This window comes from Corynebacterium sp. TAE3-ERU16, from assembly GCF_019209935.1.
GTDB classification, from domain to species: Bacteria; Actinomycetota; Actinomycetes; order Mycobacteriales; family Mycobacteriaceae; genus Corynebacterium; species Corynebacterium antarcticum.
In genome coordinates this window covers 64,177-82,098 of the sequence record NZ_JAHUTN010000004.1, presented here as the reverse complement: position 1 = coordinate 82,098, position 17,922 = coordinate 64,177, and the positions used below count along the sequence as shown (strand labels likewise).

Sequence of the window (17,922 nt, the reverse complement as noted above, 5' to 3'; positions counted from 1 at the left end):
TCGTGGGTCGGCCACACCTGGGCCGCACCGGGGGCCGGTGCGGCGTCTCAGAGGCCATTATGCCGGAGATGCTCCGTCCGTACGCGGGATTCCGGGATCGGTCGGTCAGTGTGCGAAGTGGCGTGCTCCGGTGAGGTACATCGTCACGCCCGCCTTCTCGGCGGCCTCGATGACCTCGGCGTCACGGATCGATCCTCCGGGCTGCACGACGGCGGTCACCCCGGCCTCGGCAAGTACCTCGAACCCGTCGGCGAAGGGGAAGAAGGCGTCGGACGCGGCGACCGCGCCACGGGCGCGGTCCGCCCCGGCCCGCTGGACGGCGAGACGCGCGGAATCGACCCGGTTCACCTGTCCCATGCCCACTCCGACGGTCGCGCCGTCCGCGGCGAGCAGGATCGCGTTCGACTTCACCGCACGCACACTGCGCCAGGCGAAGACCAGATCGGCGAGGGCCGCGTCGTCCGCGGGCTGACCGGCCGCGAGGGTCCAGTTCGCCGGGTCGTCTCCGTCGGCGTGGACGAGGTCACGCTCCTGGACGAGGACACCGCCGGAGATCTGGCGCTGCTCGAATCCGCCCCGGACGGGTGCCTCGGCGACGAGGATGCGGATGTTCTTCTTCCGGGAGAGCACCTCGACCGCACCGTCCGCGTAGGACGGCGCGATGATGACCTCGGTGAAGATCTCGGCGACCTGCTCGGCCATCTCGACGCTGATCTCCCGGTTGGCGGCGATCACGCCACCGAACGCGGATACCGGGTCACACGCGTGCGCCGCCCGGTGCGCCGCGGCGATGGACCCGTCGGAGACGGCGATCCCGCAGGGGTTGGCGTGCTTGATGATCGCGACGCAGGGCCGCTCGTGATCCCAGGCGGCGCGCCAGGCGGCGTCGGAATCGGTGTAGTTGTTGTAGCTCATCTCCTTGCCGTGCAGCTGCGTGGCCTGGGCGAGTCCGGCGCCGTCGATGTCCGCGTAGAGGGCGGCGGACTGATGGGGGTTCTCCCCGTAGCGCAGCGTCGCGGAGCGCACGTGGGTGGAGCCGATCCACGTGGGGAACGCCTCGTCCGCACCGGTCTGCCCGGTGAGCCAGCCGGCGACGGCAACGTCGTAGTCGGCGGTGTGGCGGAACGCCTCGGCCGCGAGCCGTGCGCGCTCATCGCGGGTGAAACCGCCCTCCGCGACCGCACGGGCGACCTCCCCGTAGCGCGCTGGGTCGACGACGACGGCGACGGAGGGGTGGTTCTTGGCGGCGGCACGCACCATCGACGGGCCTCCGATGTCGATCTGTTCGACACACGCGTCGAAGTCCGCGCCGGAGGCCACGGTCTCGGTGAACGGGTAGAGGTTGACCACCACGAGCTCGAAGGGCTCGACACCGAGTTCACTGAGCTGGTTGAGGTGCTCGGGCCGACGGGTGTCGGCCAGGATGCCCGCATGCACACGGGGATGGAGGGTCTTGACACGTCCGTCCAGACACTCCGGGAATCCGGTGAGTTCCTCGACCCGGGTGACCTTCACCCCGGCCTCCGCGATCCGGGCGGCGGTGGAGCCGGTGGAGACGATCTCCACGCCCGCGGAATCGAGGGAACGCGCCAGTTCCTCCAGACCGGTCTTGTCGTAGACGCTGATGAGTGCGCGGGTGATTGCCTTGCGGTCGTCGCTCATGGCTGCTGTGTGGGCCTTTCGGTCGTTCGGGGGTTGTGTCGTTGTGGTCCAGCGTAGGTGCCGGGGGTGACTCCCGGCGGGTCTCAGGGGTGTACGGCTACGGTGCGGTGCCGCGCACGTCCGTGGGGTCGACGGTGTCGAGCAGTTCGACGATGAGTCGACGTTCGACGGTCTTGATGCGCTCGTGGAGACCGTCCACGTCATCGTCCGGCAGGACGGGGACCGCGGACTGCGCGAGAATCGGGCCCGTGTCGACTCCTTCGTCGACGAGGTGGACGGTGCAGCCGCTGACCTTCACCCCGTGCGCCAGGGCGTCCCGGACCGCATGCGCCCCGGGGAAGGAGGGAAGGAGCGCGGGGTGGGTGTTTATGACCCGGTCCGGGAAGCCCGCCAGGAACCCGGGGCCGAGGATCTTCATGAATCCGGCGGAGACCACCAGATCAGGTCGCATCACGGCGACGGTGTCCCGCAGTTCCTCGTCCCACGCGGTCCGGGGCCGCCCCCCGGTGAGTGGTACGACCTCCACCGGAATTCCGGCGGCGGCCGCACGATCCCCTGCCGTGCAGGGCTTGTCGGTGACGACGCCGACGACGACGTAGTTCGGATCACCGGCGTCGAGAATCGCCTGCAGCAGGGTCCCCGTACCGGACGCGAGGACCACCACTCTGGTCAGTTGTCTTTCTTCGGTCACCGGGACAATGTTAGTACCCGGCGGGTGGTCCTGCGGGTTCGCGTCACCTTTCGGCCCCCGGTGGTGGCGACCCCGACCGGTCACGGCGACGGACGGGTCCCTTGGTCCGGGTCGGATCCGTTCCGCGCCTCACCGGTCGCCGCCGTCTCCGGGGCCTCACCGTCGGACGAACCCTCCGCCGACTCACCGCCCTCCGACCCGGTAGCTCCGGAAGGATCCCCGGAGTCCCCGCCGGTCTCCGCGACCCCGGATCCGGTGTCTGCTGAACCGGTCGTCCCCGTCCCCTCCCGGGTCCCGTCCTCCGCCCCACCTCTCTCATCGGGATCCGCGGAGCCCGCGGTACCGGCCCCTCCGGTGTCCGGGGAGCGTTCGCCGGCGGAGGGGGAACCTCCGGCGTCCGTATCCCCGCCGGATTCCTCCTCGCCGGCCGCGATGAGGTCCTCCTCATCGAGCAATTCCGCGGGATCCGCGGCGTCGTCGGTGTCCCCGTCATCGTCAGCGGGATCGGTGTCCGGTGATCCCGGCCGGCCGGCGGGCTCCGCAACCGGGTCACCGGAGTCCACTGACCCGGCCCCGTCGTCGTCCCCGTCCGTGGGGGCGTGTCCGGCCCGGCGCTGCCGCAGGCCGACGACGGCGTTCACGACGGCGCCCACCGCCGCGAGCTCCACGGCGACGAGGGACGCGGTGAAGAGAACCATCATCCCGCTGGAGCCGTAGACACCGACGGTACCGCCAGTCAGCCACCCTGCGACGAGGGTGAATGCACCCGCCCAGACTCCGGCTGCGATGATCTCCGACCAGGCCCGCGGGGCGGTACGGCAGTGAGCGTGGGAAACGGTACCCGCGAGCGCGAGCGGGACGATGATGAGGGCGAGCGCCCACCCGGCGACGGACCCGGGGAAAGCCGCCAGGATCGGGAGCGGCGGTAGTGGGACGACCGTCGCATCGTAGAGGGACACCGAGGCGTCCCCGATGTGGAACTCGGATCCGACCAGCACGGAGGCACCCGCGACGGCGGCATCCGGAAGATAGAGCAGGCTGAGCCCGAGCAGACCGGCTGCCGCCGGGCCGCCGTCGAAGGATGAGAGCAGCTCCCCCAGGACGCGCCAGTGCACCGCGAGAGACACCAGTGTCAGCACGAGCCCCGCGGCCCCGAGCGACAGCACGAAGCGCACGGCCGGCGCCACCGGGTCGATCACCGAAGCCGGCACCGAGAACCTCCGCGCGAGCGCCCGCCAGAGTTTCGGCCCCATCCCGATGGCGAGCGCGGTGAGATGGAGGAGCAGAACCCGGCCGAACACCGTCGCGAGCGGCGGAACCTCGACCGGGAGGACAGAGCGCGCGTCGAGAAGCATCACGGCGGCGGTCAGCGCCAGGAGTGCGGGGACGACGAGGACGCAACCGGTGAGCACGGCGAGGTCCAGAATCGAGATCCGGTCGCGGACAGCCACCCGCACGCGGTGGGAGACCAGCCACACGACCCCCAGGGCGGGGAGCATCGGAAGCTGGGACAGTACCGCGGAGTCGGACGCCACGGGGGCCAGGTTCACCGCGAGCCAGAGCTGCGCCACCGTCGCCGCGAGCGGGACGAAGCCGGAATCGGTGAGCATCAGCGCACACAGGGCGAAGAGAACGACGCCGGCGACGACAACGGCGTTGGGGATCAGGGCGACCGGCAGGAAGTTGAACAGCCTCCGCCGGAGGGAACTGACCTCCGGGGGCCGTGTACCCGCCACCGCTTCGGCGCCCGGAGTGGTGCGGGAGCGGCCCGGTCCACCCGTCTTCCGTGGACCGCCCCCCGGTCGACTACGCGACGTCGAGGGACGGTTGGGGCGGGGGTTCTGACGTGTCTTTCTGCTCACCGGTCCAACTGTGCCATCTTCCCCGCCTCCCGGGGGGCTGACACGACCATGTGCCCCTCACCCACCGGGGACACCCGGGGAGACCGGAACGGTCCGGGAACCGGAGGATGTCGGACCTGCCGATCAGATGCCTCCCGGTTCGCCTGCATCATCGGGGCGCGCGGTGTACTGTTACCCGGGTCAGGCACCGCGGTGACAACGCTGCGCTGTCAGACAAGTAGATTCAGAACAACTCTCCACACCCGGGGTGACGATCCTCACAAACAATATGTGGGAATGACTTGCCAGGTTTGTAACAAACCGTTATCGTTGTGAACCGGTAGGTAACGAGACGGTCACATCAGACGATGTTCCGGCGAATGTGGCGGAAAACAGATGGAAGAAGGCTTCATGCACAAGCAGGCTCAGCGGAAGACCGCAGGCGCGCACCGCAAGCAGTCCGTCTCGTCGAACGCCAAGAGCCGCATCGCTCTCGTCGCGGTAGCGACAGGAGCGGTGTCCACCGCAGGAGCAGGTGGTGCGGCCGCCGCACACGCCACCCACCCGGCCACGTCGGCCGAGGCACAGAGCGAAACCCCCGACTACACCCTCGTCGCCGACACGGCGGCACCTGTCATCGGCAGCTCGGAAGCACCGCAGATCCTCAACATCGCGGAGTTCAAGCCGATCGACAACCTCGCGGAACAGCTCAACAAGGCCATCCAGTACAACGCCGAGCGAATCGCCGCTGATCTCGCGGCCCGCGCACCAAAGAGCTCCGCTCCAGCCCAGGGGACCCTCACCTCCACGTTCGGAGCCCGCTGGGGAACCCTGCACGCCGGAGTCGACATCGCCAACGCTCTCGGCACCGCCATCACCGCGGTCGAGGACGGAACCGTGATCGACGCGGGCCCCGCCTCCGGATTCGGCCAGTGGGTCCGTATCAGGCATGCCGACGGCACCGTCACGGTCTACGGACACATGGAGACCATCGAGGTAGCGGTCGGCCAGCAGGTCTCGGCCGGTCAGCGTATCGCGGGGATGGGATCACGTGGTTTCTCCACCGGAGTCCACGTCCACTTCGAGGTTCACCCCAACGGTGGCGGCGCCATCGACCCGCTGCCCTGGCTCGCCGAGCGCGGTATCTTCCTCTAAGACCCCGGCCCTTCTCCGGGACACCCGGACACGCCACGGTTCCATCCGTGTCGCGTGTCCTTTTTTCATGCGTCTGCGACACCCGGGCCTCCGGTCCGCGGGGTGATCACCTCCCGGACCGGAGGCCCGTCCAGTCGGCGCGGGATCTACAGCTTCTCCATCGGTAGGCCCGCCATGAGCATGAGCCGGACCGTTCCGGAGGAGCCGAAGTCGATCGTCGCGGAGTCGTAGGCCCCCACCGGGGAGACCTCCTGCACCGTCCCGAGGCCGTACTTGTCGTGGTTGACCCGGTCCCCCACCGCGAGTTTGAGTGCCGGCCGTCCGGAACCACCCGACCGCGGACGTGTCGCCCGCCCGGTTCCGCCCACCCCGCCGGACGAGGAGCCCGAACGACCACGGTACGTACCGTGGTTCCCCGTTCCACCACCCCAGGCGCCACCACCGGTGGCCCCCGGCTCCTCACGTCGCCAGTCGATGAGCTCTGCGGGGATCTCCGCGAGGAACCGGGACGGGGGATTCGTCATGGGATTGCCCCAGGAACTCCGCAGCACCGCCCGGGTCAGGTAGAGACGCTTCCTAGCCCGGGTGATGCCGACATAGGCCAGGCGCCGTTCCTCGGCCAGTTCCCCCGGGTCCCCGAGTGAACGCAGGTGCGGGAACTGGCCGTCCTCCCACCCGGTGACGAAGACGACAGGGAACTCGAGGCCCTTCGCGGTGTGGAGCGTCATCAGGGTCACGACCCCCTGATCGTCGTCCGGGATCTGATCGGCGTCCGCCACGAGGGAGACCCGCTCGAGGAACGCCTGCAGGCTTCCGGGCTCCGGCTCCCCGGGCTCCGGCTCGTAGGTTCCACCGTCCATCTCCTCATACGCGACCCGCATCGCGGCGTCGCTCGAGAACTCCCGGGCGACCGCGATGAGCTCCCTGAGGTTGTCCAGCCGGGTGGCGTCCTGCGGGTCGTTCGACTTCTCCAGTTCAGCGATGTATCCGGTACGGGTGCACACCTCGGTGATGAGTTCCCCGAGATCCGGCATGCGGGTCTCCTCATTCACGGTGTTCGCGCCCACTTCACGGAGTTCCGTGAGCAGATTGACGAATCCGGCGATCGCGTTGCGCCCCCGTGCCCCCAGCATGTCGACCTCCCCGGCGACGGCGTCGAGCAGCGCACGGTGGAAGCTGATGCGGTTCGTGTCCGCGTGCAGCGCCACGAACGCCTGCGCCCGGTCGCCGATCCCCCGGCGCGGGGTGTTGATGATCCTGCGCAGGCTCACCGTGTCATCGGGATTGTCCAGCACCTTGAGGTAGGCGATGATGTCCCGGATCTCCCTGCGCTCGTAGAACCGTGTCCCCCCGACGACGCGGTAGGGAACCCCGGACCGGATGAAAACCTCCTCCAGCGCGCGGGAGGCGTTGTTCGTCCGGTACATCACCGCGATGTCGGAGTAGCGCAGCCCCTTGTCGGACAGGGCGTCGATCTCGGCGGCGATGAACCGGGCCTCGTCGTGTTCGTTGTCCGCCACGTACCCGGTGACGGGATCCCCCTCCCCCAGCGCGGTCCAGAGCTTCTTCTCCCGCCGACCCGCGTTCCTGGCGATGACGGCGTTCGCCGCCGAGAGGATCGTCTGCGTCGAGCGGTAGTTCTGCTCGAGGAGAATCGTCCGCGCGTCCGGGTAGTCCCTCTCGAACTCCTCGATGTTCCGGATCGTCGCCCCACGGAACGCGTAGATGGACTGGTCGGCGTCGCCGACCACACACAGTTCGCTCGGCGGCACCGCATGGGGAGCGTCCGGTTGCGACCGCCCGACGAGTTCGGCGACAAGCCGGTACTGGGCGTGGTTGGTGTCCTGGTACTCGTCGATGAGCACGTGGCGGAACCGGCGCCGGTAGTGTTCGGCGACGTCGGGATGGGACACCAGTAGACCGACGACCTCTCCGATGAGGTCATCGAAGTCGACCGCGTTGGAGCGCCGGAGCCGGGTCTGGTACTCGGCGTAGACCTCGGCGACCGTCATCCCGAACCTGTCGGCAGACCGGGACGCCTGTGCGGCGGCATCCGAGGGGTCGATGAGTTCGTTCTTCAGATTGGATATCGCGTTCGCCAGCGCACGCGGGGTGAACTTCTTCGCGTCGAGGCCCATGTCCTTGGCGATCATCCCGAGGAGCCTGCGGGAATCGTCCGAGTCGTAGATGCTGAAGTTGGTGTTGAGTCCGTCCACCAGGGCCGCCTGCTGACGGAGGATGCGCACACAGGTGGAGTGGAAGGTGGACACCCACATGCGTTCCGCAGAAGGGCCCACCAGACCACGGACCCGCTCACGCATCTCTGCCGCGGCCTTGTTGGTGAAGGTGATCGCCAGCACCTGCCCCGGATGGACTCCCCGGTGCGCCAGCAGGTAGGCGATGCGCCTGGTCAGGACGGCGGTCTTACCGGACCCGGCACCGGCGACGATGAGCAACGGGCCGCCGGTGTGTTCCACCGCGGCACGCTGCTGTTCGTTCAGCCCGTCCACCAGGTCCGTCGGCGACCCGAACGCGTCTGCGGCACTGTGGCCGGTTCCCGAACCGGGTCGGTTTCCGAGACCGCCCCGGGGCTGGATCGCGTCCGAACCGCCGGAGCGGAACGGGGAGGAGGACTGGGTTCCATCGGACAAGGTGCTCATAGTTCCTCCAACTTACAGTTCCCGCGGTACCGTCTCCGCTCCCCCTCCCGGACGTCTGCCCGGGAGCCGGTGGGGTCGTGCGCCCCTGCCCGTCACCACCCGGACCCGGTTCCCCGCGGGCGTGGCAGAATACGGTGCATGAACGCCGAACGTTTCGAGATCCGTAGTCCCTCCGGGACAGATGACCCGTTGTCCGACGCCGAGATCCAGCTCTACCGGCAGGAGATCGACAGGCTCGACCGCGAGATCATCGCCGCGGTGAAGCGTCGGCGCGAGATTTCCCGGGCGATCGGCAAAACCCGGATGGGGTCGGGTGGAACCCGCCTGGTCCATGGCCGGGAGGTCGCGATCATCAACCAGTTCCGCGACGAGATCGGTGAGGAGGGGCCGGCGCTGGCAGGCATCCTTCTCCGGATGGGGCGAGGCAAGCTCGGCTGATCCGGCGCCGGCTCCCGGGGATCACCCCCGACCGGTGCTCAACGACGGGTCATCGTCCGCGTTCCCGCGTGCGCGCCGGTGCAGGAAATCGAGTTGCTCGCGCCACGACGTGAATTCGCGGTCGCCGTCACCCGAACGGAAACGGAGTTCCGCGATCCGTTCGAGGCGCACGTACTCCCGCAGGACGTGCTCGATCAACGCGTCCGTCCCGGCATCGTGCCGTCGCGCACATTCCCGGAGTTCAGCCAGGAGCTGCGCGTCAATCTCGATGTGGTTTCCGTGTCCGTCGCTCATGTCTCCACTCTTGCGCCCCGGGTGGTCGGTGTCAATGAGCCGGATGTCCACCGGCCCGCTTCACGTGCGGTGGACACCGGACCGTGGTTCCCTGTCAGTCCACGCGTCTCCCGGACGCCGATCATCCTGTCCCGCCCGGGGCCGTGGACCGAACAATGGGAGGGGCCCACCGAGTCCGGCGATCGGCGGGCCATTCCGTTGCCGTCAAGTTCGTCAGCTCGGCAGCGAGATCAGTTTGGTCTCCAGGAATTCGTCGATGCCCTCGAGACCGCCCTCACGGCCGAGCCCCGACTGTTTCACCCCGCCGAACGGCGCGGCCGGGTCCGACAGGGCCCCCTTGTTGACGGCGACCATTCCGGCCTGGATCTTCTCCGCGGCGTCCAGTGCCCGGGTGAGGTTCTCGGAGAAGACGTAGGCCGCGAGCCCGAAGGGGGTGTCGTTCGCCATGCGGATCGCCTCCTCGTCCGTGTCGAAGGTCGTGACCGAGACAACCGGACCGAAGATCTCGGCGGACCGGATCTCGGCGTTCTCGGGGGCGTCGGTGAGCACGGTCGGCGGGTAGAAGCTGCCGTTCTCCGGGACGTCGGGGAGCTCGGAGGTGTCCCCACCGAGGAGGACCTTCGCGCCCTTCTCCTTCGCATCGTCGACGAGGTCCCGGACGGTCTCGAGCTGATCATCACCGGACAGCGGGCCGACGGTGGTGTCCGGGTCGGTTCCCCGTCCGACGGTGAACCGACGCATCCTCTCGACGACACCGGCGACGAACTCGTCCTTGATGGACGAGTGGACCAGGAACCGGTTCGCGGCGATGCACACCTGCCCCGCACCACGCATCTTCGCCGTGGCGACGGCCTCGACGGCCGCATCGAGATCAGCGTCGTCGAACACCACGTACGGGGCGTTCCCGCCGAGCTCCAGCGAGACACGCACGGTGTTCTCGGCCGCCTTCGACGCCAGCATCTGCCCGACTTCGGTCGATCCGGTGAACGTCAGCTTGCGCAGGCGCGGGTCCTCCAGCAGCGACGAGACGTTCGACGCCTTCGCGGTGGGCAGCACGGAGACCACCCCGTCCGGGACGCCTGCCTCGGACAGCAGCTTCGCCAGATAGAGCATCGTCAGCGGGGTCTTGGAGGCGGGCTTGATGATCATCGTGCAACCCGCGGCGAGCGCCGGCCCGAGCTTCCGGGTCCCCATAGCGAGCGGGAAGTTCCACGGGGTGACCGCGAGGCTCGGCCCCACGGGCTGCCGGGTGACCACGATCCGGGCGTTGCCCGACGGGCTGTGGCGGTAGTCCCCCGTGATCCGCACGGCCTCCTCGGCGAACCAGCGGAAGAACTCGGCGCCGTACGCCACCTCGCCACGGGAATCCGGCAGGGCGCGTCCGAGTTCAGCGGACTGGAGGTACGCGAGCTCCTCGGTGTGGTCCAGCACGAGCCGGTTGGCCCGGTAGAGGATCTCGGACCGTTCGCGGGCCGGTGTGGCCGCCCAGTCGTCCTGGGCGGCCACCGCCAGGTCCAGTGCACGGCGGGCGTCGTCGCCGGTCGCGGATGACACCATCGCCAGCACGGAGCCGTCGGAGGGATCGGTCACGTCGAAGGTTCCGCCGTCCGAGGCGGCGACGAACTCCCCTCCGATGAACAGTTTCTTCGGGGCGTTCCCGATGAGTGTGGTCAGGTTGATTGCGGAGTCAGTCATGCCCCCACTATGCCCGCTTTCCCGCCGGCGTGTGATCCCCGGTAACCGACCCGGGGTAAGCACCTCCGCTTCCCGACACCCCCACATGCCACGGCCCCTCCCCGTGGGACCCGACCTGCATCGCGCCGGTCTGGGTCGCGGGCCCGGCCCACCGGCGCGAGAACGACTAACGTGGGGATGTAAACGCCGACACCGGGATCGGTGCAGTGCGGCGTCCCGTCACCCTGACTGGTCACCTTCGCTGCGCACCGGCCCGGCGACCGACATCCCTATAAAGGAGACGTCCATGCCCAACGACATCACCACCACCCCGCAGTGGAAGGCACTCGCCGAGCACTACCGGCACTTCGCCGGCACCAACCTCCGGAGCCTGTTCAGTGAATCCGCAGACCGGGCGGAGAGGTACACGATCGATGCCGCCGGACTGCGCGTCGATCTGTCGAAGAACCTCGTCTCCGACGAGACGGTCGATCTCCTGGTGGACCTCGCCGAGGCCGCCGACCTCAAGGGACGCACGGAGGCGATGTTCACCGGCGAGCACATCAACATCACCGAGGATCGCGCCGTCCTCCACACCGCGCTCCGTATGCCCGTCGAGGACGAGCTCACCGTCGACGGCCAGGACGTCGCCGCGGACGTCCATGAGGTACTCAGCCGGATGCGGGACTTCTGCCACGCGCTGCGCTCGGGCGAATGGCTCGGCCACACCGGCCACACGATCAAGACGGTGGTCAACATTGGCATCGGAGGCTCGGATCTCGGCCCCGCGATGGCAGTCAAGGCGCTGCGCTCCTACGCCACCGCAGGCATCGACGCGAAGTTCGTGTCCAACGTCGACCCGGCCGACATGACCGCCGCACTCGACGGCCTCGACCCCGGCTCGACCCTGTTCATCGTCGCGTCGAAGACGTTCACCACCCAGGAGACGCTGGCGAACGCCCACGCCGCGAAGCGCTGGCTGCTCGAGGCGTTCGACGGTGACGAGACCGCCGTGGCGAAGCACTTCGTCGCGGTGTCCACCAACGCGGAGAAGGTCGCCGAGTTCGGCATCGACACGACCAACATGTTCGGCTTCTGGGACTGGGTCGGCGGCCGCTACTCCGTCGATTCCGCCATCGGTCTGTCCCTCATGGCGGTCATCGGACCGCAGGACTTCATGCGTTTCCTCGAGGGCTTCCACGACATGGACGTCCACTTCCGCACCGCGCCCATCCGCGAGAACATTCCCGCGCTCATGGGTCTGTTCGGTATCTGGTACGGGGACTTCCACCGCGCCGGCACCCACGCGGTTCTCCCCTACTCGGAGGACATGTCGCGGTTCCCCGCGTACCTCCAGCAGCTGACGATGGAATCCAACGGAAAGTCCGTGCGCATCGACGGCTCCGCCGTGAACTGCGCGACCGGCGAGATCTACTGGGGCGAACCCGGCACAAACGGCCAGCACGCCTTCTACCAGCTCATGCACCAGGGCACCCGCATGGTGCCGGCCGACTTCATCGGCTTCGCCCGCCCGAAGCAGGACCTGCCCACCGCCGACGGCACCGGCAGCATGCACGACCTGCTGATGAGCAACTTCTTCGCCCAGAGCAAGGTCCTGGCCTTCGGTAAGAACAAGGCCGAGATCGCCGACGAGGGGGTCCCCGAGAACCTCGTCACCCACAAGGTGATGCCCGGCAACCGCCCCTCCACCACGATCCTCGCCGAGGAACTGACCCCCTACATCCTCGGATCCCTCATCGCCCTCTACGAGCACATCACCTTCACCCAGGGCGTCATCTGGGACATCAACAGCTTCGACCAGTGGGGCGTCGAACTCGGCAAGAAGCAGGCCGGTGACCTGCTTCCCGCCGTCACCGGCGCCGAGAAGCCCGAATCCGGGGACTCCTCCACCGACTCCCTGATCAACTGGTACCGCTCCAGGAAGTAACTCCCCCGTCTCCACGGACATCAACCGGACGCCGTCCCGGCCCGCTGACTGACACGCGGGCGGGGACGGCGTCCGGTTGTTCCGTCCGGTACCCGATCAACAGCAGCGGAAACGATGGATCGGGATACCGGGGGAAGGCGGACCACGGGGCCCGTCCGTCGGGGTTCCGGGGCCACCACGGCGGGCACCGTGGACCGGTGCCACGGTCGGGACTGTCGGTATAGTCGGGAAAATGTGCAGACCCGTGCATCTTCGGCCCGCGCCTGCCGACCGATGGAAGGTAACCCCGTGAGCGACGAACACCTCGGTGTCCCCCGCACCAGCCCCGACCTCCGCACCGAACTGGGCCGGAAACTCGCCGAGCTCGCACCCGAGATCATCAGCGACGGAAAGCTCGATCTCGACAAGCTCTCCGAGCTCCTCGACGACGACGCCGCGGACGGTCCCGAACGTTTCGGTCTCAACTGGCCGGGCAAGCGCGATGCACAGCGGATGGCTCAGGTGCCGACTACCGCGACCCTGAGACCCGACCGGGAGAACTCGAGGGACTGGGAGAACACCCGGAACGTCTTCATCGAGGGCGACAATCTCGAGGTCCTCAAGATCCTGCAGACGCACTACCACGGCAGGATCGCGATGATCTACATCGATCCGCCGTACAACACCGGCAACGATTTCGTCTACCGGGATGACTTCCGTGACGGCGTGGGCGCCTACCTCGACTGGACCGGGCAGCTCGACCATGGTGGGCGGGTCTCCTCCAACCCCGAGACGGCCGGACGCTACCACTCCAACTGGCTCAGCATGATGTACCCGCGCCTCAAGCTGGCGCGGAATCTCCTGTCCGATGACGGGATCTTCATGGTCTCCATCGACGACAACGAACAGGCGAAGCTGCGGGACCTCTGCGACGAGGTGTTCGGCGAGCAGAACTTCATCGCCTCCCTGGTCCACCAACGGGCAAAGGGCGGTGGACAGGCGAAGTACGTGGTCAAGGGCCACGATCTCATCCACGTTTACGCCCGTTCCATTTCGCACGCCCCTCCTCTCGTGCGGGAGAAGGTCGTCCAGGGCAGGGTGGTCCACCGCGACGGCGTCGCGTACCTCCGCAACGACGACGTCGTCCGCAAGGTCTTCGGAAGGTACTCGAAGGGCACCGAACGGCGGTGCTTCTACGAGGAGATCGAGGAGCTGAAGGGACCGGAGAAGAAACGGGAGATCGACGCCGATCTGGCGTCGGGTGCCCTGGAGCTCGAGGTGGACGGGAAGACGGGGAACCACATCGTCGTGCGGTACGAGCCCGTGGACCGGGCGAAGTCGAAGATGTACTCGATCATCAGGGCGCTGTCCGAACGAGGGAAAAATGATCTCGCGGAGCTCGGCATGGACGGGTACTTCTCCTACCCGAAGCCCACGGAACTGCTCGAGCTCCTGGTGTCGGCCGCCGTCCCCGACGACGGCACGGTGCTCGATTTCTTCGCCGGTTCGGGGACGACGGCGCACGCCGTGCTGAAACTCAATGCCGGGGACGGGGGTCGGCGCCGGTGCATCTCGGTCCAGCTGCCGGAACCGATCCGTGGGGATTCCGCCGCGCGCGACGCCGGTTTCCGGACCATCGCCGACATCTCCCGCGAGCGCCTTCGCCGGGCCGGTGCCCGGATCGCATCCTCCGGGACCGGTCAGGGCGACGGGGACGCCCTGCCGGACACGGGTTTCCGGGCCTACACGCTGGCGGACACGAACTTCACCGGATGGCGTGCGGATCCGGACTCTACCGCGGATGAGCTGGTTGATCTTCTCGAATCGGCCCGGGGATCCGTGCGGGATGACGCCTCACCGGAGGACCTGTTCGTCGAGACTCTCCTGAAGCTCGGAGGCTCCCTGACGGAGACCTACGCCGCCGCCACCGTCTGTGGTCTGGAGGTGTTCAGTGTGGATCACGGGAGTGTGATCGGCTACTTCGACCGGCACCTCAAACCCACGTTCGAGCAGCTCCGCGGACTGGTGGACGCCGTAGAGGTACGGCTGATCATCCTGGAGGACACCTTCCACGGGGACGATGAGCTGAAGACGAATCTCGTGCAACTGTGCAAGTCCCACGGCATCGATCTGTCGATCGCGTAGAGGAGCGCAGCGGTGAAATTCGTGTTCGACGACAGGCAGCCCCACCAGCTCGAGGCGATCGACTCCGTCGTCGACCTGTTCCGGGGACAACCCGCCGGGTCCGACATCCCGGGTAACGCGGTATGCCGCGGGCACGGTTCCCCGTCACCCGGGAGTCCGGTCACACAACCGGGAACCGGCACCACCCAGGTGGACGGAATCGACGCCGTGGGCAACAACCTGCTCCTGGACACGGACACGATCCTGGAGAATCTGCGGAGGATCCAGGACCGGGGCGGACTGGAGGTCACAGACTCCCTGATCGACGGCCTGCAGTTCGACGTCGAAATGGAGACCGGCACGGGCAAGACCTACGTCTACCTGCGCACCATCCTCGAGCTGGCCAGGCGCTACGCCTTCCGCAAGTTCATAGTCCTCGTGCCGTCCGTGGCCATCCGGGAGGGAGTCAGAAGCTCCATCGATACGATGCGGGACCACCTCCGCGACCTCTACCCGGAGCAGCCGTTCGATTCCTTCGTCTACTCCGGCAAACGGCCGGAGGAGGTGCGGTCATTCGCCACCTCCACCTGCGTGCAGATCATGGTGATGACCATCGCCTCGCTGCGCGGGGACAGGAACAACCGGATCATCCACCAACGGCGCGACCGCCTCAACGGACTGGAACCGATCGAGTTTCTCAGGGCCGTCCGGCCGATCATCATCATGGACGAGCCACAGAACATGGAGTCCCTGCTGTCGCGGTCGGCGGTCGGGGAACTCGACCCGATGTGCACGCTGCGCTATTCGGCCACCCACCGCACCACCCGCAACACCGTGTACCGGCTCGACCCGGTCGACGCCCACGAACTCGGTCTGGTCAAACAGATCGTGGTCGCAGAAGCCGTCCGGGAGGGCGAGGCCACGACTCCGTACATCAGGCTGCTCGGGGTCAGGAACACACCGAGTTTCCGGGCCCGGCTGGAGCTCGTCGTCGCGGGTCGGACCGGAACACTGAAGCGGGCCCGACGATGGGTCAAACCGGGCGTGGACCTCGAGGCCGTCACCGGGAACCCGGCGTACTCGGGCGACTGGCACATCGACGAGATCAGCCTCGCACCGGAGTGCGTGACGCTCACGAACCACCCCGGACTCCTCCTCGCCGGTGAGGCGATCGGCGGGGCATCAGGGGACATCCACCGGGAGATGATCCGCGAGACCATCCGCGAACACCTGCGCAAGGCCACCCGGGTGAACGCGGAGGGGATCAAGGTGCTGTCCCTCTTCTTCATCGACAGGGTCGCCAACTATCTCGGATCGGGCAGCGACAACGCCGACGCCGACGGCGATTTCGCGAGATGGTTCGACCGGATCCTCGATGAGGAACGGGCGGGCGATCCGGACTGGGCGGCCGCGGCGCCGGGTCCGGCACGGGACCTGAGAGCGGGATACTTCGCGCAGATGCGGAAGGGCGGTGGCACGGCGAAGACCGTCACCTTCGTCGATTCGCCGGGAACGACCAGGAAGGACGATGACGCCTACGACCTCATCATGAGGGACAGATCCCGATTGCTCTCCACGGATGAGCCGGTCCAGTTCATCTTCTCCCACTCGGCACTGCGCGAGGGATGGGACAACCCCAACGTCTTCCAGATCTGCACCCTCCGCGAGATGGGCGGCGAAACGGAACGGCGACAGATCATCGGCCGTGGACTCCGACTACCCGTGAACCAGGCCGGTGAGCGACAAACCGACCGGAGCCTGGCGCAGTTGACGGTCATCGCCGACGAGTCGTACCGGGAGTTCGCCGCGGGGCTGCAGGCCGAGTACGCGAGTGCCCACGTCCCCGTCGGGCATGTCCGCGAAGGCGAGTTCGCCCGCATCACCGTCAGCGACGGCACCGGGCCCCACCGGCTCGGGTTCGTACGCTCGAAGGAGATCCACGGGTACCTGCGGCAGGCCGGCTTCATCGACGACAGGGGCACGGTACAGGCCTCGTTCCGTCCCGATGAACCCGGTTTCACTCTGCGACTACCCGATCCCTACACGCGGATCGAGACCGAGATCATCGACCGGATCACCACCTGCGTCAACGGCATCATCCGGCCACGGAGGGACCGGACCAGCCGCAGGCTCAACAGACGGATCCATTCCACCGCCGAGTTCGGGAGATTCTGGGGGGCCATCGCGGCACGCACCACCTACAGGGTGGGCCTCGACCGCGGGAAGCTGATCGACGCGACCATCGCCACGATCAGGGACGCCCCGGCGATCACCCCGGCCCGGGTCCGCGTCACCCGCTCAGACGTGGCGATCACCCGTGACGGTGCGAAAGCCACTGGGCGCACGACGCGAACGAGTGCTCCGTCCAGGGACCATCCCCTGCCCGACATCGTCGACCGGCTCCAGAAGGCCACCCCGCTGACGCGCAGGACCATCATCGACATCCTGATCGGGTCCGGCAGGCTGGCCGAGTTCCCCGCCAACCCGAGCGAATTCATCCGGACGGTCAGAGACGCGATCGACACGCACCTTCCCTCATTCCTGGTTGACGGTGTCCGGTACGAGAGGATCAGTGGCTCCGTTTACGAGCTGGATGATCTCCGTGCGGACGCCGTCGCGGAGGCGGAGAAGGACCGCTTCATCGACCGACCCTACCGGGTGAAGAACACCGGGAAGACGGACTTCGACCTCGTCATCTGCGACTCGGACGCGGAGCGACAGCTCGCCGAACTGCTCGACGGCCGTGGGGACGTCAGACTGTTCATGAAGCTGCCCGACGGGTTCATGATCGATACGCCGGTCGGCCCGTACAGCCCCGACTGGGCGATCGCGCAGAGCGGGGACGGCGGGGAGAGAATCTACACGGTCCTCGACACCGGACACGCACCCGATCCGGCTCAGCGAGATCCCTCGGAGAACGCGAGAATCGCCGCGGCCGGGAAGCACTTCGCGGCGATCGGCGTGAACTATGCGGTGGGAGTACCAGGCGGATGGTGTCTGTGATTTTGAAGCTGCACGCGGGGGTTACTGCCAGGTAACGGCTCTAGTCGTCTAATCGGGTTCCACGTACCGGAAGACCCCGACGTGTTTTCGACGGCAGGTATCAGCACCGCGTCGTGAGAAAACGACGGCGACACAAGATAAACGCCAACGCGGTCGTAGCGACCTCGAATCAGACGATGGTCATTTGAACATCCGGCCCCCATAGCCCGATCCGTCGATTGGGTTCATGGAAAACAAACTCAGAGCCATAAATACCGTGCACAGGAAATTATGGTCACCCCCAGCGACTACTTCACCATCTTCGATGTTATTCCCAAAACTATGAGACTACACAGCATCAAGGACCAGACATAGTTACACCTCAACCCCATACTGACACCACCGAACTTCAGCCTTGAGTCTCCGTTGATGCGGCCCAGATCAGAGCACGATCCCTAGGTTCACTTTTTCTTC

11 protein-coding genes are annotated in these 17,922 nt (G+C 67.3%); 5 read left to right on the top strand and 6 right to left on the bottom strand.

Annotation, left to right across the window (positions count from 1 at the left end; genetic code table 11):
* Positions 1–105 precede the first annotated feature (105 nt).
* The 3 genes from purH to KRX55_RS05440 all read right to left on the bottom strand — a co-directional run bounded on the left by purH (position 106) and on the right by KRX55_RS05440 (position 4,215).
* Positions 106–1,662: a bifunctional phosphoribosylaminoimidazolecarboxamide formyltransferase/IMP cyclohydrolase gene (purH, locus tag KRX55_RS05450; protein ID WP_218406777.1), complete on the bottom strand. Its 1,557-nt coding sequence runs from the start codon at positions 1,660–1,662 to the stop codon at positions 106–108.
* 97 nt (positions 1,663–1,759) lie between these two features.
* Positions 1,760–2,362, bottom strand: coding sequence for a phosphoribosylglycinamide formyltransferase (gene purN, locus KRX55_RS05445; protein WP_218406926.1), 603 nt, complete (start codon positions 2,360–2,362; stop codon positions 1,760–1,762).
* Positions 2,363–2,433: 71 nt separating this feature from the next.
* Entirely contained in the window at positions 2,434–4,215 is a 1,782-nt protein-coding gene (locus KRX55_RS05440; protein ID WP_218406776.1) for a cell division protein PerM, read from the bottom strand.
* 390 nt (positions 4,216–4,605) lie between these two features.
* Between KRX55_RS05440 and KRX55_RS05435 the strand changes: the two genes are divergently transcribed.
* Positions 4,606–5,349 carry a M23 family metallopeptidase gene (locus tag KRX55_RS05435; RefSeq protein ID WP_218406775.1) on the top strand — a complete coding sequence of 248 codons (744 nt, stop codon included), beginning with the start codon at positions 4,606–4,608 and terminating at the stop codon, positions 5,347–5,349.
* 146 nt (positions 5,350–5,495) lie between these two features.
* Here KRX55_RS05435 and KRX55_RS05430 read toward each other — a convergent pair whose 3' ends face one another.
* On the bottom strand, positions 5,496–8,009 hold the full coding sequence (locus tag KRX55_RS05430) for a UvrD-helicase domain-containing protein (RefSeq protein WP_218406774.1): 2,514 nt from the start codon (positions 8,007–8,009) through the stop codon (positions 5,496–5,498).
* A gap of 138 nt (positions 8,010–8,147) precedes the next feature.
* On the opposite strand from KRX55_RS05430, the gene KRX55_RS05425 reads away from it, so the two are divergent.
* Complete coding sequence (locus KRX55_RS05425) at positions 8,148–8,447, top strand: chorismate mutase (protein ID WP_198737585.1); 300 nt, start codon at positions 8,148–8,150, stop codon at positions 8,445–8,447.
* Between the two features lie 21 nt (positions 8,448–8,468).
* On the opposite strand, the gene KRX55_RS05420 is transcribed toward KRX55_RS05425, so the two are convergent.
* Positions 8,469–8,741: a hypothetical protein gene (locus tag KRX55_RS05420; protein ID WP_200259605.1), complete on the bottom strand. Its 273-nt coding sequence runs from the start codon at positions 8,739–8,741 to the stop codon at positions 8,469–8,471.
* Positions 8,742–8,954: 213 nt separating this feature from the next.
* Positions 8,955–10,436: an NAD-dependent succinate-semialdehyde dehydrogenase gene (locus KRX55_RS05415; protein ID WP_218406773.1), complete on the bottom strand. Its 1,482-nt coding sequence runs from the start codon at positions 10,434–10,436 to the stop codon at positions 8,955–8,957.
* A gap of 286 nt (positions 10,437–10,722) precedes the next feature.
* Between KRX55_RS05415 and pgi the strand changes: the two genes are divergently transcribed.
* The 3 genes from pgi to KRX55_RS05400 all read left to right on the top strand — a co-directional run bounded on the left by pgi (position 10,723) and on the right by KRX55_RS05400 (position 17,469).
* Positions 10,723–12,363: a glucose-6-phosphate isomerase gene (gene pgi / locus KRX55_RS05410; protein WP_218406772.1), complete on the top strand. Its 1,641-nt coding sequence runs from the start codon at positions 10,723–10,725 to the stop codon at positions 12,361–12,363.
* A 288-nt stretch (positions 12,364–12,651) separates the two neighbouring features.
* The gene (locus KRX55_RS05405) at positions 12,652–14,487 is read left to right on the top strand and encodes a site-specific DNA-methyltransferase (RefSeq protein WP_370625758.1); all 1,836 of its coding nucleotides are present in this window, start codon (positions 12,652–12,654) and stop codon (positions 14,485–14,487) included.
* 12 nt (positions 14,488–14,499) lie between these two features.
* Positions 14,500–17,469 carry a restriction endonuclease gene (locus KRX55_RS05400; RefSeq protein WP_218406771.1) on the top strand — a complete coding sequence of 990 codons (2,970 nt, stop codon included), beginning with the start codon at positions 14,500–14,502 and terminating at the stop codon, positions 17,467–17,469.
* Positions 17,470–17,922 lie beyond the last annotated feature (453 nt).

Bases quoted from the DNA above. Each gene is read 5' to 3' on its own strand.
- purH (WP_218406777.1), bottom strand. From the start codon at position 1,662: ATGAGCGACGACCGCAAGGCAATCACCCGCGCACTCATCAGCGTCTAC.
- KRX55_RS05435 (WP_218406775.1), top strand. From the start codon at position 4,606: ATGCACAAGCAGGCTCAGCGGAAGACCGCAGGCGCGCACCGCAAGCAG.
- KRX55_RS05430 (WP_218406774.1), bottom strand. From the start codon at position 8,009: ATGAGCACCTTGTCCGATGGAACCCAGTCCTCCTCCCCGTTCCGCTCC.
- KRX55_RS05425 (WP_198737585.1), top strand. From the start codon at position 8,148: ATGAACGCCGAACGTTTCGAGATCCGTAGTCCCTCCGGGACAGATGAC.
- KRX55_RS05420 (WP_200259605.1), bottom strand. From the start codon at position 8,741: ATGAGCGACGGACACGGAAACCACATCGAGATTGACGCGCAGCTCCTG.
- KRX55_RS05415 (WP_218406773.1), bottom strand. From the start codon at position 10,436: ATGACTGACTCCGCAATCAACCTGACCACACTCATCGGGAACGCCCCG.
- pgi (WP_218406772.1), top strand. From the start codon at position 10,723: ATGCCCAACGACATCACCACCACCCCGCAGTGGAAGGCACTCGCCGAG.